Origin of the sequence: Prevotella sp. OH937_COT-195 (genome assembly GCF_003932845.1) — a bacterium.
In the GTDB taxonomy this organism is placed as follows: domain Bacteria; phylum Bacteroidota; class Bacteroidia; order Bacteroidales; family Bacteroidaceae; genus Prevotella.
Genome location: NZ_RQZH01000004.1, coordinates 55,670 through 75,171 on the forward strand (window position 1 = coordinate 55,670; position 19,502 = coordinate 75,171).

General features: G+C 47.0%; 15 protein-coding genes. 12 read left to right on the forward strand and 3 right to left on the reverse strand.

The window, feature by feature from the left end; all coding sequences use genetic code 11:
• The first annotated feature begins 1 nt into the window (after position 1).
• The 12 genes from lpxD (at position 2) to EII32_RS03115 (ending at position 16,870) form a co-directional block, all read left to right on the forward strand.
• Positions 2–1,054: a UDP-3-O-(3-hydroxymyristoyl)glucosamine N-acyltransferase gene (lpxD, locus tag EII32_RS03060; protein ID WP_125233990.1), complete on the forward strand. Its 1,053-nt coding sequence runs from the start codon at positions 2–4 to the stop codon at positions 1,052–1,054.
• A gap of 29 nt (positions 1,055–1,083) precedes the next feature.
• Positions 1,084–2,469 carry a bifunctional UDP-3-O-[3-hydroxymyristoyl] N-acetylglucosamine deacetylase/3-hydroxyacyl-ACP dehydratase gene (locus EII32_RS03065; protein ID WP_125233991.1) on the forward strand — a complete coding sequence of 462 codons (1,386 nt, stop codon included), beginning with the start codon at positions 1,084–1,086 and terminating at the stop codon, positions 2,467–2,469.
• A gap of 112 nt (positions 2,470–2,581) precedes the next feature.
• A complete protein-coding gene (gene lpxA / locus EII32_RS03070; protein WP_125233992.1) occupies positions 2,582–3,355 on the forward strand; it encodes an acyl-ACP--UDP-N-acetylglucosamine O-acyltransferase in 774 nt (257 codons plus the stop codon).
• A gap of 60 nt (positions 3,356–3,415) precedes the next feature.
• Positions 3,416–4,351 carry a tRNA (adenosine(37)-N6)-dimethylallyltransferase MiaA gene (gene miaA / locus EII32_RS03075; RefSeq protein ID WP_125233993.1) on the forward strand — a complete coding sequence of 312 codons (936 nt, stop codon included), beginning with the start codon at positions 3,416–3,418 and terminating at the stop codon, positions 4,349–4,351.
• Between the two features lie 55 nt (positions 4,352–4,406).
• A complete protein-coding gene (locus EII32_RS03080) occupies positions 4,407–6,875 on the forward strand; it encodes a transglycosylase domain-containing protein (RefSeq protein ID WP_125233994.1) in 2,469 nt (822 codons plus the stop codon).
• Between the two features lie 184 nt (positions 6,876–7,059).
• Positions 7,060–9,615, forward strand: coding sequence for an alpha-amylase family glycosyl hydrolase (locus EII32_RS03085; RefSeq protein WP_125233995.1), 2,556 nt, complete (start codon positions 7,060–7,062; stop codon positions 9,613–9,615).
• Between the two features lie 6 nt (positions 9,616–9,621).
• Positions 9,622–9,789, forward strand: a complete 168-nt coding sequence (locus tag EII32_RS12045; RefSeq protein ID WP_158611114.1) for a hypothetical protein — start codon at positions 9,622–9,624, stop codon at positions 9,787–9,789.
• A 360-nt stretch (positions 9,790–10,149) separates the two neighbouring features.
• Positions 10,150–10,830, forward strand: coding sequence for an ABC transporter ATP-binding protein (locus EII32_RS03095; RefSeq protein WP_125234041.1), 681 nt, complete (start codon positions 10,150–10,152; stop codon positions 10,828–10,830).
• A 63-nt stretch (positions 10,831–10,893) separates the two neighbouring features.
• The gene (locus EII32_RS03100) at positions 10,894–12,153 is read left to right on the forward strand and encodes an ABC transporter permease (protein WP_125233997.1); all 1,260 of its coding nucleotides are present in this window, start codon (positions 10,894–10,896) and stop codon (positions 12,151–12,153) included.
• Positions 12,154–12,286: 133 nt separating this feature from the next.
• A complete protein-coding gene (locus EII32_RS03105; protein WP_125234042.1) occupies positions 12,287–13,534 on the forward strand; it encodes an ABC transporter permease in 1,248 nt (415 codons plus the stop codon).
• Positions 13,535–13,650: 116 nt separating this feature from the next.
• Positions 13,651–14,766, forward strand: coding sequence for an efflux RND transporter periplasmic adaptor subunit (locus EII32_RS03110; protein ID WP_125233998.1), 1,116 nt, complete (start codon positions 13,651–13,653; stop codon positions 14,764–14,766).
• A gap of 46 nt (positions 14,767–14,812) precedes the next feature.
• On the forward strand, positions 14,813–16,870 hold the full coding sequence (locus EII32_RS03115) for a protein-disulfide reductase DsbD family protein (protein ID WP_233582296.1): 2,058 nt from the start codon (positions 14,813–14,815) through the stop codon (positions 16,868–16,870).
• A gap of 75 nt (positions 16,871–16,945) precedes the next feature.
• Here EII32_RS03115 and EII32_RS03120 read toward each other — a convergent pair whose 3' ends face one another.
• The 3 genes from EII32_RS03120 to EII32_RS03130 form a co-directional block, all read right to left on the reverse strand.
• Complete coding sequence (locus EII32_RS03120) at positions 16,946–17,134, reverse strand: hypothetical protein (protein WP_125233999.1); 189 nt, start codon at positions 17,132–17,134, stop codon at positions 16,946–16,948.
• 200 nt (positions 17,135–17,334) lie between these two features.
• Positions 17,335–17,991: a DUF6359 domain-containing protein gene (locus tag EII32_RS03125; RefSeq protein WP_125234000.1), complete on the reverse strand. Its 657-nt coding sequence runs from the start codon at positions 17,989–17,991 to the stop codon at positions 17,335–17,337.
• Positions 17,992–18,087: 96 nt separating this feature from the next.
• Positions 18,088–19,464 (reverse strand): glycoside hydrolase family 57 protein, encoded by a 1,377-nt coding sequence (locus EII32_RS03130; protein ID WP_125234001.1) that lies wholly within the window; start codon positions 19,462–19,464, stop codon positions 18,088–18,090.
• Positions 19,465–19,502: the final 38 nt, after the last annotated feature.

Sequence of the window (19,502 nt, forward strand, 5' to 3'; positions counted from 1 at the left end):
CATGGAATTTACAGCGAAGCAAATTGCTGAATTTATTCAGGGAAAAATAGAGGGCGACGAGAATGTCAAGATAAACTCCTTTGCCAAAATAGAAGAAGGAAAAAAAGGCGCAATCTCGTTCTTGTCAAACCCCAAATACACCCATTTTTTATACGATACCGAATCGAGCATCGTGCTTGTCAACAACGACCTGATACTGGAAAAGCCGGTAAAAGCAACCCTGATAAGAGTAAACAATGCCTATGAGTGCGTTGCAAAACTACTGCAACTATACCAGCAAATGCAGTCCGGACGCACGGGTATAGACCCGAAAGCCAGCATTGCCGACAGCGCAAAGATTGGCAAAGGCTGCTACGTGGGGCCGTTTGCCGTTATTGAGGACGGGGTGGAAATCGGCGATGAGACACAGATTTACCCCAACACCGTTGTATGCAAAGGCACGAAGATTGGCAGCAAGTGCATAATCTATCCCAACGTAACCATCTACAACGACTGTCGTTTGGGCGACCGCATAACCATACATGCCGGAAGCGTGATAGGATCGGACGGCTTCGGATTTGCACCAAACGCCGACGGATACGACAAAATACCGCAAATCGGAATAGTGACCATTGAAGACGACGTGGAAATCGGCGCCAACACATGTATCGACCGCTCGACAATGGGAAGTACTGTTATACGCAAAGGAGTAAAACTGGACAATCTCGTGCAGATTGCACACAACGTAGAGGTGGGCGAGAACACGGTAATGTCGGCACAGGCAGGATTGGCAGGAAGCACAAAAGTTGGCAAATGGTGCATGTTCGGAGGACAAGCCGGTTGCTCAGGACACATCACCGTGGCAGACAAGACATTCGTCGGGGCACAATGCGGAGTGATAAACAACACCAAAGGCAATGGAGAAACTCTCATCGGAAGCCCCGCAACCGACCCCAAAGAATTTTTCCGTGCATTCGCAGTATATAAGAAACTTCCGCAGATATATCAGGAATTGAACCAAATGAAACGCGAACTGGAAGAAATGAAAAACACAGTCAACGTGAAACAAGAATAACCATCAAACGAAATAAAAGAATTTACGATATGTTAAAGCAAACAACTCTAAAAGGCAGTTTTGCACTCTATGGGAAAGGTCTTCACACAGGGTTGAGCCTTACCGTGACATTCAATCCGGCTGCGGAAAACACAGGATATAAGATACAACGCATAGACATCGAGAATCAGCCCGTAATAGATGCCGTTGCAGAAAACGTTGTGGAGACAACCCGTGGAACCGTCATCGGCAAAGGAGATGTAAGAGTTTCAACCATCGAGCATGCAATGTCGGCACTCTATGCCATGGGAATAGACAACTGTCTGATGCAGGTTAATGGTCCGGAGTTCCCCATACTCGACGGCTCTGCAATAATGTATGTGAATAAAATCAAAGAGATAGGCATCGAAGAGCAAAACGCCCCGAAAGATTTTTACGTCATACGCCACAAACATGAGGTGAAAGACGAGAAAAGCGGCTCGGTGATAACAATCCTCCCCGATGAGGAGTTCTCGATAACGGCAATGTGTTCGTTCGACTCAAAAATGATAAACAGTCAGTTTGCATCGCTCGACAGAATGGAGGATTACACCAAAGAGGTGGCTGCCGCACGCACTTTCGTGTTCGTACGCGACATAGAACCACTGCTGAATGCCAATCTCATAAAGGGAGGCGACCTCGACAACGCGATTGTAATATACGAACACAAGACAACGCAGGAGCGTCTCGACAAACTTGCCAACTTGCTCGGAGTGGCACAAATGGACGCAAACAAAATCGGATATATACAGAACAAGCCGCTCGTTTGGGAAAACGAATGCACGCGCCACAAACTACTTGACATCATTGGCGACATGGCATTGATAGGGAAACCGTTGAAAGGGCGTATCATTGCCACCCGACCGGGACACACCATCAACAACAAGTTTGCCCGCATGATGCGTAAAGAAATCCGCAAACACGAGATACAGGCTCCGTTCTACAACCCTAACGAACCTGCGATAATGGATGTGAACCGCATACGCGAACTGCTGCCGCACCGCTATCCCATGCAACTCGTTGACAAAGTCATATCACTCGGTCCGACGAGCATCGTAGGTTTGAAGAACATCACAAGCAACGAACCGTTCTTCCAAGGGCATTTCCCACAAGAACCGGTCATGCCCGGCGTGCTGCAAATTGAGGCAATGGCACAATGCGGCGGACTACTCGTGCTTAACACCGTAGAAGAACCGGAGAAATGGAGTACTTATTTCCTGAAGATAAACGAAGTGAAGTTCCGGCAGAAAGTAGTTCCCGGCGACACGCTTCTCTTCAAAGTTGACCTGTTGGCACCGGTACGCCACGGCATATCCTCGATGAAGGGTTACATGTTCGTAGGCGACCAAGTGGTGAGCGAGGCTTCATTTACGGCACAGATAGTGAAGAACAAGTGATAAACGGTTTTACATAAAGCCACTTAGCAAGCGGCATTTACAACCATAGCAAGACCCAAGTCCCTTATAGGTCTTTCCGCAAACCGGATTATAGGGGGGCAAGCAAATATTCATGGCAAACCAGATAAGCCCGTTAGCATTCGTCCATCCCGAGGCAATTCTCGGCAAAGACAACATCATAGGTCCGTTTTGCTACATCGACCGCAACACCGTCATTGGCGACAACAATGTCATGCAGAACAGCGTCACAATAAACTACGGGGCACGCATCGGCTCGGGCAACGAGATATTTCCCGGTGCAAGCCTTTCCACCAAGCCGCAGGATCTGAAGTTTCAAGGCGAAGATTCCATCTGCGAAATAGGCGACGGCAACTCCATACGCGAGAATGTCACCATATCAAGAGGTACGGCAAGCAAGGGGAAAACAATCGTAGGCAACAACAACCTGCTTATGGAGAACATGCACATTGCACACGATTGCATCATTGGTTCTAACTGTATCATAGGCAACTCCACAAAATTTGCAGGCGAGGTAACGGTTGACGACTTTGCCATAATTTCTGCCGAGGTGCTAATACACCAGTTTTGCCACATCGGCGGATATGTAATGATACAAGGGGGCAGCCGCTCTTCGCAGGACATTCCGCCATACATCATTGCGGGGAAAGAACCTATAAGATACGCCGGAATAAACCTCATAGGCCTGCGTAGACGAGGATACAGCAACGAACAGATTGACATGATACACACGGCATACCGCCTGCTGTATTCTAAGGGATTGATTTCGGAAGGCATAGAGGAGATAAAGAAAAACCTGCAAATGTCTCCGGAGATAAAGTATATCATAGACTTTGTGGAGAGTTCGAAAAGGGGTATGATAAGATAAAGCACTCCCCCGCCCCACCGGCCACTATGACAAGACGGTTGCTTTTGCGAGAAATGAAATATGAATTACACTGCATACCCACATCATGGTAAAAGGAAAGAGGGCTTCCTGATAGTGATACTCGGTCCCACGGGCGTAGGAAAAACAGAACTATGCCTCGGTGTGGCCGAGCATTTTCATATCCCCATCATCAATGCAGACTCGCGGCAGATATTCCGTGAGATACCAATCGGCACAGCAGCACCCACCATCGAACAGCAGGCAAGGGTGAAGCATTTCTTTGTCGGGACTCACGGTATATGCGACTACTACAGTGCATCGTCATACGAACAAGACGCACTGACGGAGATCAACCGGCAACTGACAGACAAACGACTTGCACTGCTTACCGGAGGAAGCATGATGTATATCGATGCCGTATGCAATGGAATAGACGATATTCCCACCATACGAGACGACATTAGGGCAGAGATGAAGCGAAGATACGCCGAAGAGGGACTCGAACCGCTCGTGGAGGAACTGCGACAGATTGACCCCGAACACTACGAAACGGTGGACAAAAAGAACCCGCGACGCGTAATACATGCTTTGGAAATATGCCGGCAGACCGGAAAAACATACACTTCGTTCAGAAAGAACGAAAAGAAAGAACGCCCGTTCAATATAATAAAGATAGGACTGAACCGTCCGCGCGAGGAACTTTACGACCGAATAAACCGCCGTGTAAACCAAATGATTGCCGACGGACTTATGGACGAGGCGAGACGCATGCTCCCTTTCAGAAACGAGAACGCGCTGAACACGGTGGGATTCAAAGAAATATTCAACTTCTTCGACGGCGTCTGGCAACTCGATGAAGCAATAGAACGCATCAAGGGGAATACCCGCAGGTATTGCCGCAAGCAACTTACATGGTTCAAGCGCGATGAAGATATAAGATGGTTCTTGCCAAACAATGTTGAAGAAATCATAAATTATATAGAAAGTATGGTCTAATGATACACTTTTTTTCGTATTTTTGCAGTATCATATTTTATTGAAGAAATATAAAATGGCAAACAAATCACTTTCTAAGAAAATATCAAAAACATTATCATGGTGCGGGGAAAGGTTATCCGCCATAAATAAATGGTATAAGAATCTATATATCAACCGCCCGTGGTATGTCAAGACATCGGCTGCAATAACTACGCTGATAGTCGCTTTCATTTTGTATCTCGGTGCAGTAGATATTAATTTCTTGTGGCTGTTCGGCAAGTCACCCGGCTTTGCACAGATTAGTAACCCCATCACGAGCGATGCCTCCGAAATATATAGTGCCGACGGTATTCTCATCGGAAGATACTACAACGAAAACCGCACACCGGTAAAGTATTCCGACGTTAACCCCGCATTCTGGCGCGCATTGATTGATACCGAAGACGAACGTTTCCACAAACACTTCGGCATTGACCCCATAGGACTAATCGCAGTGATAAAAGACATGGTGTTCGGAGGCGACGCCCGCGGTGCCTCCACCATAACACAGCAGTTGGCAAAGAACATGTTTCGTGTGCGTACTCAGTACAGCACAGGTCTTCTCGGCAAAATTCCCGGCATACGAATACTGATAATGAAAAGCAAAGAATGGATCATTGCCGTAAAACTCGAATGCCTTTACAGCAAAGAAGAGATACTTACCATGTATGCCAACACCGTTGACTTCGGGGCTAACTCTTTCGGAATAAAGACGGCATGCAAGACATATTTCAACACCACACCGCAGAAGATGAAAACGGAACAGGCTGCGACACTCGTGGGAATGTTGAAAGCAACAACAACATATAACCCCATATCGAATCCGAAAAACAGTATTGCGAGAAGAAATGTGGTGCTCGACAACATGATGAGGAACGGTGACATTACGAAAGAACAGAATGATTCCTTATCAAAACTGCCTATAAGCCTCGACGTAAAAGTGGATAATCCCTACGACGGACAAGCCACTTATTTCCGTGAGGCTGTGGCGAAACATCTCAAAAACTGGTGCGAATACAACGGCTACGACTTGTACGCGAGCGGACTGAAAATATACACCACAATAGACACGCGTATGCAGAAATACGCCGAAAACGCGGCACTCAAACAGATGAGACAGGTGCAACGCAATTTCAACAACCATTGGCAGGGAGCCGAACCGTGGCGCGATGAGAACCAACAGGTAATACCGGGCTTCATCGAAAAAATCGCCATGAAACTTCCGGTGTATGAGAGTCTGCGACAAAAATTCCCCAACTCGCCAGACTCAATCGACCATTATCTCAACAAACCGCACAAGGTTACACTCTTCGACTACGAGAAAGGGCACATCGAGAAAGAAATGTCAACGATGGACTCCATAAGATACATGGTTAGTTTCATGCACTGCGGCTTCGTTGCCATGGAACCACAGACGGGTCATGTCAAGGCATGGGTGGGCGACATCGATTTCAATTCATGGAAATATGATAAGGTGGAAGCCATGCGGCAACCCGGATCCACGTTCAAACTCTTCGTATATACCGAGGCAATGAACCAAGGACTGACACCCTGCGACAAGCGTCGCGACGAGTATATAAAGATGGAAGTGTACGACAAGAAGAAACGCGAGACAACCATTTGGACGCCGCACAACTCCGACGGACGTTTCACGGGAGACAGCATTCCGCTGAAATCGGCATTTGCGAGGAGCATCAACACCATCGCCGTTCGTCTCGGACAAGAGATGGGAATAAAAAACATCATAGCCACGGCAGAACGCATGGGTATAAAGAGTCCGCTCGACAACCAACCCTCTCTGGCTCTCGGGGCGAACGATGTAAACCTCCTCGAAATGGCAAACGCATATTCCACCATAGCCAACAACGGCATACATATAGAGCCGGTACTCGTCACGCGCATAGTCGACCGCAACGGCGAAGAAGTTTACATAGCACCGTCCGACGGTGAAGAAGCCGTATCAAAGAAAACCGCAGGTCTCGTGCAGCAACTGCTAATGAGTGGAATGCGCGAACCGGGAGGCACGTCGATGTCGCTGTGGCAATATGTAAGTCCGTTTACCGACACCGATTTCGGTGGCAAAACCGGCACGTCAAACAACCACTCCGATGCTTGGTTCATGGGCGTTTCGCCTCGACTTGTAGTCGGGGCATGGGTAGGCGGCGAATACCGGAGCATACACTTCCGCACCGGAGCATTGGGACAAGGCTCGCGTACGGCACTGCCCATCTGCGGAATGTTCTTTGAGAAAGTTCTCGCAGACCCGGCTTTCAAGCGTTACAGGGCACATTTCCCCTCCCCGGCATCGCTCGGCATTACCCAAGACATGTACTACTGCGGCGGATGGAGTCCTGCAAGGCAGGAGACGAACGACAGCACATCATACGATGAAGGCGAGACGGAGTACGACGAGAACGGATATCCCATACTGCCTCCCAACAACAACAATGACAACAACGGCAGCAACGAAAACAACGAGGAAGTAATTCTCGACGAACTGTAAGTCAACAACATATAACAACCCACTTGTCGCAGTACAAACGATTACGCTGCAACAAGTGGGTTATTATATGCCTTACCGTGAAATATATGGTTTCTAAGTAATATCTTTGCAAAAAGGTTTCACAAAACGGCATGAACCGCGAGAGAGCCTTGATACAATGCTTATTTTTTATCAAACCATATTTATGAGACGCTTAATTCAAATTCTATTTCTATGGAGTCTGTGCATACCGGTATTTGCACAGGCCGAAGGATGGCCTTCAAACTACAAAGGCGTGATGTTGCAAGGGTTCTACTGGGACTCATACGACGACACAAAATGGGCTACGCTTACAAGCCGTTCGGAAGAACTTTCAGGCAGTTTCTCACTCATCTGGATACCGAACGCGGGCAAGACTTCTTCTTTCTACCACAACCCCGAGAGTAAAAGTATGGGCTACGACCCGTGTTTCTGGCTCGACAACAATTCATGTTTCGGTACGGAAGCAGAACTAAGAACCATGATTTCGACTTTCCACGACAAGGGAACGGGAATTATCGCCGACGTGGTGATAAACCACAAGAACGGACTCAACAGTTGGGCAGATTTCCCCGATGAGAATGTGACGGGCAGCAAGACAGGAAAAACATATTCAATAACATGGGACAACACCAACTTCTCGGGTATATGTCGCACCGACGAGGCAAACCGCAACGACAATTCACCGGTAAAAGGTAAACTTACCGGAAACGATGACACCGGAGACGATTTCGACGGATACCGCGACCTAGACCATACAAACACCACGGTAAGACAAAACATAAATACATACGTAGATTTCCTGACAGACGAACTCGGGTTCGCCGGTTTCAGGTACGACATGGTAAAAGGTTATGGTGCAGGCTACATACAAATTTACAACAACGAAGCCAAACCAACTTACTCCGTGGGAGAATACTGGGATGGCAACTACACAAACGTCACCAATTGGATAAAGGGGACGGGATACACATCGGCAGCATTCGATTTCCCGCTGAAAGACGTCATAAACAATGCCTTTGGGAACGGTAATTGGGGCGCACTCTCAAACAAGGGAATTGCCGGCGACCCCTACATGAGCCGTTACGCCGTGACATTCGTTGACAATCACGATACTTACAGAGAGGCATCGATACCATTGAAAAACAACATATTGGCAGCAAACGCATTCATTCTCGCAATGCCCGGAACGCCGTGCATATTCCTACAACATTGGAAAGACTACAAGACCGAACTGCAAAAGATGATTGCCGCACGCAAAGAGGCTGGCATAACAAACCAGAGCAGAATAGTGGCAGGATATTATAAAGACGGCGGTTATGTGACAATCGTGCAGGGAGAAAACAAGAAAATAATGGTTGTCAGCGGCTACCCGCAGGGAGTTGACACCAACGGATACACACAAGTGTCTGTTGGGAACAACGAAAACCCGAACTATGCATACTATATAGAGACCGAGGCACAAAAAGACATTACCGTATATGTAAAAGCCGACCAAGACCCTCTATACATGTATGTATGGGGACAAGGAGGAGAAAAATTGGCAGGCGAATGGCCGGGAACACAACTCGGACACAAGAAAATCGTGGGAGATACGCCATACTACTACATGACATTCAAGACCGACAAACTCAACTTCATTATCAGCAAGGGAGACAATGCCACGCAGACAGGAAACATTGAGAATATAACGAACGACGTATTTTACAGATACAACAACAACAATGCAATCGACGAGACGGCGGCGAACGCCGGCAAAGCAATAAGCGGCGAACTCAATCCTCTGACATTCGGCGACGACCAACTCACAACTTTCTTCGAGTCGCCGGTGGCTTGGAACAATGTATCGTGCTGGGCATGGAACACCGAACGCCCCGATGTAAAATATACCGGCAACGATTGGCCGGGACAACCATGCCAATATATCGGCAAGGCAGCCAACGGCAACAAGATTTGGAAATGGACATACGACAAGAGTCAGTCCGACCTGCCTGACAAAATTTTGTTTAACGACGGACAACCGAATACAAACACAAAGAGTTTGGAATACGACATGCTAAACGGCGGATACTACACAATCTCCGAAACGAAAGGTACGGGAATAAACACCACCCTGCTCTTCGACCGCGAATTTACCGCCGATCGCCACAGCACCATCTGTCTGCCCTTCAGCATCGATGTGGAAGAGATATTGCAGTTGGACGGAAAGGCATACTATATGGCAGAGAAAAAGGGAGATGTGCTAATATTCAGGGAAGCAACGTCAATAGAAGCATTCAAGCCTTACATTTTCATCGCAAACAACACAGGCAAGAGTTTGCAGATGTTCAACAACAAATTTATACTCTCCGGAATGCCGATACCCGAGCAGATAAGCAACTTTACGTTCATGGGAACAATGGAACGAAAGAACGTTGTCTCTGACAACGCCAACAGTTATTACATATATCTTGCAACCGACGGAACGTTTGCAATGGCAAACAACAAAGAGGGAGTTAACGTGGGGGCGTTCCGCTGCTATTTCTCATGCCCCACGGGTACGGCACCGGCAAAGGATATAGAGTTTGAATGCACAACGGGCATCAGTCATCATACAATACATACGGAGCAAAACGGCATAATATACGGCATAAGCGGTGTGCCGATGGGCAAAGACGGCGATGTGTCGCGACTGCCAAAAGGGGTATATATAATGAACGGTAGTAAATTTATAATAAAATAGACTGTGATGAAGAAATACGAAAGACCCGAAATATTGTTTATCCATGTAGATGGTGAGGGACTGTTGGGAACTATTTCACAAGGAACCGGAAACACACCCATAGCCCCTCCGGGAGCAGAAGCCGGTGCGAAAGAAAACGACGGCACGCCGTGGGAAGAATACGAGGAATTGTAAACAGACAGACATTCTCAACACATACAAGAGATACATGACCACAACCATGCAGGCATTGCACTTTCAGGCACACACAGGCATATACCTGCAATACACATCACATGCCGGGCAATACATATACAACTGCCCGGCATGTCTTATCTGACAATAAAACAAATCAGGCGGTTTTGAAACGCAAAACAGGCGAATTTGAAAACCAAAACGGACGGTTTTACAAAACAAAACCGTCCGTTTTGCATTATACACGAATGCTTCAAATAATCACCCTGCATTGCAATAAAGTATAAAAAACGTTTTTTTTTTTGTCATGTTAACGTTTTTAATTATCTTTGCTACCCGAAAAACAGAGAAATGGAAAGTATTATACATCTGAGCGGAATCAACAAGACATACCTTGGTGCACAGCCGCTACATGTGCTGAAAGGCATAGACCTTGACATAGGCAGGGGCGAGTTTGTAAGCATCATGGGGGCATCGGGGTCGGGTAAGTCGACGTTGCTCAACATTCTCGGCATTCTCGACAATTACGACTCGGGGGAATATTTACTCGGAGGGACGCTGATAAAAGACCTTGGCGAACGCAAAGCGGCGGAATACCGCAACAGAATGATAGGCTTTATTTTCCAATCTTTTAACCTGATATCGTTCAAGACGGCGGTGGAGAACGTCGAACTGCCGCTGTTCTATCAAGGCGTGAGCCGGCGCAAACGTCACAATATGGCAATGGAATATCTCGACAGATTGGGACTGAAAGCGTGGGCCGGACATTATCCCAACGAACTGTCGGGAGGACAGAAACAACGGGTGGCAACGGCACGGGCATTGATTACGACGCCACAGATTATCCTTGCCGACGAACCTACGGGGGCACTCGACTCGAAAACAAGCGTGGAGGTAATGCAACTGCTCAAAGACTTGAACCGCAAGGAGAACATGACAATGGTAATCGTTACTCACGACCCCGGCGTCGCAGGGCAGACCGACAGGATCATAAGGATAAAAGACGGGATTATCGAAAGTCCCATCTCCGCTTCGCTTTGAAAACGATTCCTTCCCGGAGTATGGAAAAACGATGCGCATTCGACTGATGATTGAGTATTAACTATGTTTGATATTTTTACAGAAATATTGGCAACGGCAAAGAGGAACAAGTTACGCACGGCACTGACCGGGTTTTCGGTGGCGTGGGGAATATTCATGATTATATTCATGCTCGGTGCCGGCAACGGACTGATAAACGCACAGACGAAACAGATGTCGCGGTTTTTCAGCAACTCGATGATGGTGGGAGGCGGAACAACAACCAAAGCCTACGACGGCATGAAGGAAGGACGAGCCATACAGTTGAACAGCAAGGATATATCTACCACAAGCAACGAATACAATGAAATAATTGATAATGTGGGGGCTTCCATACAACAATCGGGAAACATTGTTAGCCGCGGAGCAGATTACATAAGTACATCTGTTGAAGGAGTGTATCCAAACGAGGTGCTGATAGACAAGAAAGAGATGCTCTGCGGGCGTTTTGTCAACGACATAGACATGAAAGAGAGACGCAAAGTACTCGTTATGAGCGATGACGATGCCAAAGAATTATGGAATGGAAACTTGAAAGATTTTGTGGGAGAGCATGTCAACGTGGGTAAAATGACATTCCGGGTGGTCGGAATATACAAATCTGACAAGAGCGGGAATAATGCCAATATCTATACGCCTTTTACCACATTCCGCACCATTTATAACAAAGGAGACAAGACAGACGTGATAGTTTTTTCGTTCCACGGGCTGCCGACAGAGGAAGCCAACGAGGAATTCGAGAAGAAATATACGGCAAGAATCAATGCCAACCATCATGCCGCACCGGACGATGAGGGAGCAATATGGATATGGAATCGCTTCACGCAGAGCATGCAGATGAACAAAGGCATCGGCATAATACACACGGCACTGTGGATAATAGGACTGTTCACGCTGCTTAGCGGCATAGTGGGAGTGTCTAACATAATGCTGATAACGGTAAAGGAACGCACACGCGAGTTCGGAATAAGGAAAGCCATAGGGGCAACACCGTGGTCTATACTGAAACTGATAATTGTGGAGAGCGTGATAATAACCATGTTTTTCGGATACTTGGGAATGCTGCTCGGAGTGGCGGCAAACGAATATATGGATGCAACCATAGGACACCAAACCGTCAACTCCGGCATATTCGAGGCTACAATATTCCTAAACCCCACCGTGGGAATAGATGTTTGCATAGAAGCGACATTGGTAATGGTCGTTGCCGGAACAATCGCAGGACTTGTCCCCGCAAGGAAAGCGGCAAACATAAGACCGATAGAGGCTCTGAGGGCAGAGTGAGAATTTAACGTTCTTTACATGCCTTGCCTTGAAAGTTTCTATTGTCGCAACGGGACGGAGCAATGAGGATTGAAAGTAAAACTACGGGGAACGGGCGATAAAAAGAAGTTGAATGTTTAAAAGTTAAGAAGTGCTGCTATTTGACATTGACCGGCATAGGGAAATTCTCGATACGATAACGAGAAACAAGAGCCGCTCGCTGCTTACGGGCTTCGGGGTGTTCTGGGGCATATTCATGCTCGTGGCACTGCTCGGCGGGGGCAACGGACTGCGCGAAATACTGTCGAACAACTTCGATGGTTTCGCCACCAACTCGGCAATGATATGGGCACAGAGAACAACAAAGCCGTACAACGGACTGCGCAAAGGTCGTTCGTGGAGCATGAACTATAACGATGTGATAAGACTGAGGGAGCAGGTATCCGGACTGGAAGAGGTGCAACCGATGATTTCGGAATGGGGACGAACGGCAACAAACGGTGACAAAAGGAGCATCATTACAATGAAAGGACTGCTCGCCGGCTATCAAAATGTGGAGCAACCGAAAATGCGCTACGGACGGTATATCAACGAAATGGACATCAAGAAAAGCCGAAAAGTGTGCGTAATAGGCAAGAAAGTATATAAAGAAATGTTTGCAGGCGGAGGCGATCCGTGCGGCAAACGAATATGCATAGACAACATTTACTACAGTGTGGTGGGCGTTGACTATTCAAGCAGCAACATTAACATTAACGGGAGCGGAGACCAATCGGTGTCTGTTCCGTTGCCAATGATGCAGCAGGCATACAACAAAGGAGACACCGTACACATTATAGCGGTGACGGCAAGGCGCGGAGTTGCCATGAGCGACATTACCGACGAGATACGCTCAGTGATTGCAAGCCCGCACCACATTGACCCTAACGATGATAAAGGCATAAGCATATTCAACTCGGAAGTGATGTTCGGCATGATGGACAACTTGTTTTCCGGAGTAAACTTTATGATAATGCTCGTCGGCATAGGTACACTTCTCGCCGGCATAATCGGCGTAAGCAACATTATGATGGTTACGGTGAAGGAACGAACAACGGAGATAGGTATACGAAGAGCGATAGGAGCGACACCGACGAACATTCTCTCGCAGATTATGACAGAGAGCATGCTGCTGACAACTGTGGCGGGAATGACGGGTATTCTGTTCTCGGTGTTAATCCTCGAATTGCTGGAACTTGCCAATACCACTGACGGAATACTCGTTGCGAAATTCCAAATCGGTTTCTGGTCGGCAGTTGCCGCGCTTGCACTGTTAAGCATACTCGGAATGGCGGCGGGACTTGCACCGGCATTGAGAGCCATGAAAATAAAACCGGTAGATGCCATGAGAGATGACGGATAATACATGAAAGTTATGTCCATGTCCGGCTTTGAAAGTTTATCTTGTCGTTGCCGGACGGGGCGACAGACATTAATTGACGGACAGATATTGAAAAGAAAAAGTAAATCATAATACTTATGAAACGATATTATAAATTCATATTGGCAGCACTTGCTGCACTGGTATTCTTCGGGACGTTTGTGTTTCTTTACATGAAATCGCTTCCCAAAGAAGATGCTTTCAAGGAAATTGAACCGAAAGTGACAAACATCAGCAAAACAACGGTTATTACCGGTAAGATAGAACCGCGCAACGAAATAAATGTGAAACCTCAAATAAGCGGAATAATAACCGAGATATACAAAGAAGCGGGACAAACAGTAACTGCCGGCGAGATAATAGCCAAAGTGAAAGTAATACCCGATATGTCACAACTTAGTTCGGCACAGAGCCGCGTAAGTCTTGCTGACATAAATCTGAAACAGGCACAAGTGGATTACGAGCGCGAAAAAACATTGTTCGACAAGGGACTTGTAAGCGCCGACGAATACGACAAAATACACCAAACTCTGAAACAAGCACGCGAAGAGAAAAAGGCTGCCAATGATGCCTTGCAAGTGGTAAGAGACGGAGTCTCGTCTGCAAATGCCAAGGCAAGCAGCACACTTATACGCTCCACCATCAGCGGAATAATTCTCGACATACCGGTAAAAGTGGGAAACTCGGTAATACTAAGCAACGCTTTCAACGACGGAACGACGATTGCCTGCGTTGCCGACATGAACAACTTGATTTTCCGGGGAAACATAGACGAGACCGAAGTGGGACGCCTGCGCGAGGGAATGATGATGAAAATAACAATCGGCGCACTCCAAGACCTTAATCTTACGGCAAACCTTGAATACATATCGCCAAAGGCAACCGAGACAAACGGAGCAAATCAGTTCGAGATCAAGGCGGCGGTAAACGTACCGACAGGAAGCAAACTGCGCTCGGGATATAGCGCAAACGCAGAGATTGTGCTGCAAAATGCAAAAGGAGTGTTGGGAATACCGGAGAGTGCAATAGAGTTCGAAGGTACAGACACATATATATATGTGATAAAAGGCGAAGGAAAGAACAAATCATACGAACGGCGCAAAGTGACGACGGGACTAAGCGACGGCGTGAACATAGAAATTCGCAGCGGACTGAAAAAGGGCGAAAAGATAAGAGGCCCGAAAATAATAGATGATAAAGAGGGAAACAAGTAGTTTGAAGTAAAATAAAAACAAAACATTAAATATAATAAAAACTATTATGTCAAGACTAAAACCTTTATTACTATTCATGCTCGTGACAATATTCGCGAGCACGGTATCTGCACAGCCGACGGGCAAGCCGGTACGCTTCAAAACGAGTAAGAAACAAATCAACGAAAACACATTCGATGTCATTTTCACTGCCTCAATAGACAAAGGCTGGCATGTATATGGCATCGGACTGCCGGCAGGAGGACCTACATCGGCAAAAATTATAGTTGATAAAGTAGAAGGAGCAAAAGCAGAGGGGAAACTTAAAGCAATAGGAAACGAACATAACGAATACGACGAGATGTTCGGAATGAAAGTGAGGTTCTTTGAGAACAGCGTAACTTTCGTACAGCGTTTCAAGGCAACGGGAGGCAAGTTCCGTGTCAGCGGCAGACTCGAATACGGGGCATGCAGCAGCGAGATGTGTCTGCCGCCAACATCCGTGGATTTCAGCCATGAAGGAGAAGTGGCAAAAACCGATGACAAACAAGCAAAGGAAGACGAGCAGGCTGATGCAGATGCCGCCGTGACAGACAATGCGCAAGACATTGCTACGGCAGACACGGCAAAAACAGCAACAGCGAGCGTTGCGAGCACATCAATCACCAAGGAACAGATTTCCAGCGATTTGTGGAAACCGGTGATAGACGAACTCAACACACTAAACGGTTCTTCGGAAAATACATCGTCGCTATGGAAGATTTTCCTCATGGGACTTCTCGGCGGTCTCATCGCACTTCTTACCCCCTGCGTGTGGCCAATCATACCGATGACCGTGAGTTTCTTCCTGAAAAGAGCAAAAGACAACAAGAGCAAGGCAATCGGCGATGCTGTCACATACGGACTTTCCATAATCGTGATTTATCTCACGTTGGGACTTGCCGTGACGGCAATCTATGGCGCGCAACGACTTAACGACCTTGCCACAAACGCATACGTCAACATTTTCTTCTGCCTGTTGCTCGTGGTGTTCGCACTCTCCTTCTTCGGTTGGTTCGAACTTACGTTGCCGTCGTCATGGAGTAACAAGGTGGACTCTAAAGCAGGCAAGACAGGCGGACTGCTCGGAATATTCCTCATGGCATTCACTCTGTCAATCGTGTCGTTCTCTTGCACGGGTCCCATCATCGGATTCTTGCTCGTAGATTTCTCAACATCAGGCAAAATACTCGCACCGGCAATAGGAATGTTAGGCTTTGCCGTGGCACTCGCACTGCCGTTCACGCTATTCGCTCTCTTCCCCGCATGGCTCAAACAAGCACCCAAGAGCGGCTCGTGGATGAACACAATTAAAGTGACACTGGGTTTCATCGAATTGGCATTCGCTCTGAAATTCTTCTCCGTTGCCGACCTTGCATACGGTTGGCATCTGATGGATCGCGAGGTATTCATCAGTCTGTGGATTGTGATTTTCGGAATGCTCGGACTGTATTTGTGCGGCTTCCTGCACTTCCGGAGCGACATGGAGGGAGGAGACACAAAACCAAAACCGGTGGCAGCGATAATGATTGGAATGATGTCGCTTGCATTCACGGTATATATGATACCCGGACTTTGGGGCGCACCCTGCAAGGCCATCAGCGCATTCGCACCGCCGATGAACACTCAGGACTTCAACCTTAACAGCAAAGTGGTAACACCTCACTATCTCGACTACGACGAAGGAATGGCGGCGGCGGCACAGACAGGCAAACCGGTAATGCTCGATTTCACCGGCTTCGGTTGCGTTAACTGCCGAAAGATGGAGGCTGCCGTATGGACAGACCCACAGGTGGCAGACCGCTTGAACAAAGACTATATCCTAATCTCGCTATATGTTGATGACAAGACACCGCTGAAAGAACCGCTCGAAGTGGTAATGCCAAACAAGACAAAGAAAACTCTGCGCACAGTAGGCGACAAATGGAGTTATCTCGAAGAAACCAAATTCGGATACCTCGCACAGCCTTTCTATGTTACGGTTAATGCAGAGGGCAAACCGCTCTCCGGCTCATTCGTATATAAAGAGGACATAAACGGATATATGGATTTCTTGAACAAGGGAATAGAGGCAATGAAGAAATAACAATTCTGAGTTGCAACTTACAATAATAAAAATGTAATTGACAACGGACTGTTATATTTGTCCGTTGTCAATTTCTTATTTCCATACCAACAAATCATCATTTATCCCAAATCGGTCATTAAAACCCTCAACCGATTTTGTTCGATTGTTGAGCAGATGTGCAGCCGTTTCATCGAAGGCGTAGCGGGCTGCGTCGAGATGTAATGGCTGCGCAGATGTCAGCAAGCGGGCTAAAGCAGTTGGGAAGCGTAACGACAATGGCAAATCTAAGCAAATGCGGTCTAGTGACAGATTTGGGTTTATTCCCGGTCGGTCATTAACGCTTTGTAAATCAACCCCGCCCGTTTTGCAAAGCAATTTCGCCCGAATTACTCATCAAAACCGCCGATTTTGTAATGCAAAATCGGCGGTTTTGATTTATTGTAAATCTTAATCGGTATTTCAAAAAGATTCCAAATTCTCAATTATTCGAATTTCCATCCGTCCGGTTTCTTTATTCCGGTAATGCCGAGATAAGTGGCACGCTCGCCGAATATGGCAATACGTTTTCCATAATTTTGAGGATTGTCTACAAGATTTAGAGCCTTACGTGCCGACGAACCGCTCGGCAATCCAATGGAAATGACTTTCCCTTTCGATTTCTCCGTAGGACTATCAGCCAACAGTATTGCCTGCGGGTTTTTGAAAGGAGGATTAAAATCGGCATTGTTTATCGACTTTGTGCATGCTCCAACGATGTATCCTCTCACCCATCGTTGACCCGTCATATTGTAATTTATGAATTGAGCGACAGTGAATATTTCGTCTCCGTCACCATCCTCGTTATTATCCTCATTACCGTTGTCGCCTGTGTCTCCCCCGTCTGTGCCGGTGTCCGTGCCTGTTCCTCCGTTGTCGGTGTCTCCGCTGTCGTTTCCTCCTTTCTCACCGTCTTCATTGTCTTTTCCGTCAGAGTCTCCTTTGCCGGCATCATCATTGCCCTTGTCATTGTCACCTTTGTTTTCAGTAGGAGTCTCCGTTTTCCCATCCTCGTTCTCTCCGTAGTATCCTTTCTCGCAAGCCGTGGTCATGGTAATGCAGAAAGCAAGCAAGAAGAACGTTCTTAAAATATTTTTCATCATATATTAAAGATTAGGTTATCATACTAAAAACACGCATTGCGAAGACATTAGATAAAATCTATGCAGACGAATACGACTATTTCCTTTTCAAGTACATTATTTTCCGGAAGCTTTCTTCGCGACAGTTTTCTTTTCGGAAGCCTTGTCAAGTTGTGCTTTAAGTTTACCGTTGGCAGTCTTAAGTTTCTCCACCTTTGCCTGCAAGCGCACAATTTCCTTCTCCTTCATGGTTATTTCGTCGCCTTGATTTTTGATGGTTGTCAACAGCGAGTTTAGTTCTTCATTGTCTATCTCTTCCGGATAAAGACTTTTTACGCGGTTCATGAAATCGCCAAGAACGTTCATGTAGTTTGTGAAAGCATCGAAAGGCGAACTGTATATGCCTCGGTCGAGTCCCACGTTAGACGGTTTTGTGGTCATAAATCGGAAATTGTTCGATGCCTGCAGGTAGTCCCAGTCTTGGTTAATCTTCGGGTCGTTGGCAATGCGCACACGGTCGGCCACGCTGTATAGTTTGTTAAAAGCCTCGCGCTGCATGGCATTCCCGAGCCATGACGAAATGTCGCGTTCCTCATCTACCCACGACATGGGGTACGGTACGTTTATTGCGCTTATGCTCTTCATCTTCGATATAATCTCGGAAGGTGTTGAGAATATTATCCCCCTCTGCCTTGCACATACGGGTATTGCACGGAGAAACTCGAGGATATTCGACGACAGCGGTTGTGCCACTCCGAGAGCCGAGAGTTCCATGAATATGTTTATCACCTGCTCTTCCTCCGGGAGGCGTGCAATTCGGTCAACATAATCATCGGCAAACAGCGGGTATCTCTCCCATTCGGTATTGTTGAAACGCAGCGAAATATCGTCGGACAGTTCGATGTCGCGCAGCAACAGTTTCAATTTCGGTGCAGAAGCACTGCTATAAACATAGTGAGGCGATTTCCATCCGAGTACATGTTTTGCTCCTTCCGTGAGCATACCTTTGAAACCAAGTGCCGCCACTTGAATTCCGATGTCATCTGAATAGATCAGCGATGAGTTGCGCAGTACGGTTGGTTTCTTTCCGAAATACTGCTCAATCTTTGCCGACTGTTTCCTCACATCGGCAGCAAATGCCGCTTCGTTGGCAAGCGATGACAGTCCGTGACTATAAGGTTCGGCAAGAAACTCCACGCATCCGGTATCGTTCAGAGTCTGCAATTTCTCGATTACTTCGGGCGCGTGCATCTCAAGTTGTTCCATACCTACACCCGAAAGCGAGAACGCCACTTTGAAATATCCTCCTCCATCGCGTATCATCTGTTCTATGGTATTCAGTGCCGGCATATACGAACGCTCGGCGATGTCGTCTATTGTACGTTCGTTTTCATAGTCGTCATAATAGTAATGGTCTGTACTGATGTCGAAAAAACGGTATCGTTTGAGATTAATTATCTGGTGTATCTCAAAATACAAACATATTGTTTTCATCTTCTAATCCCCCCTCTTATCCCGCATCGGTAAGCCTT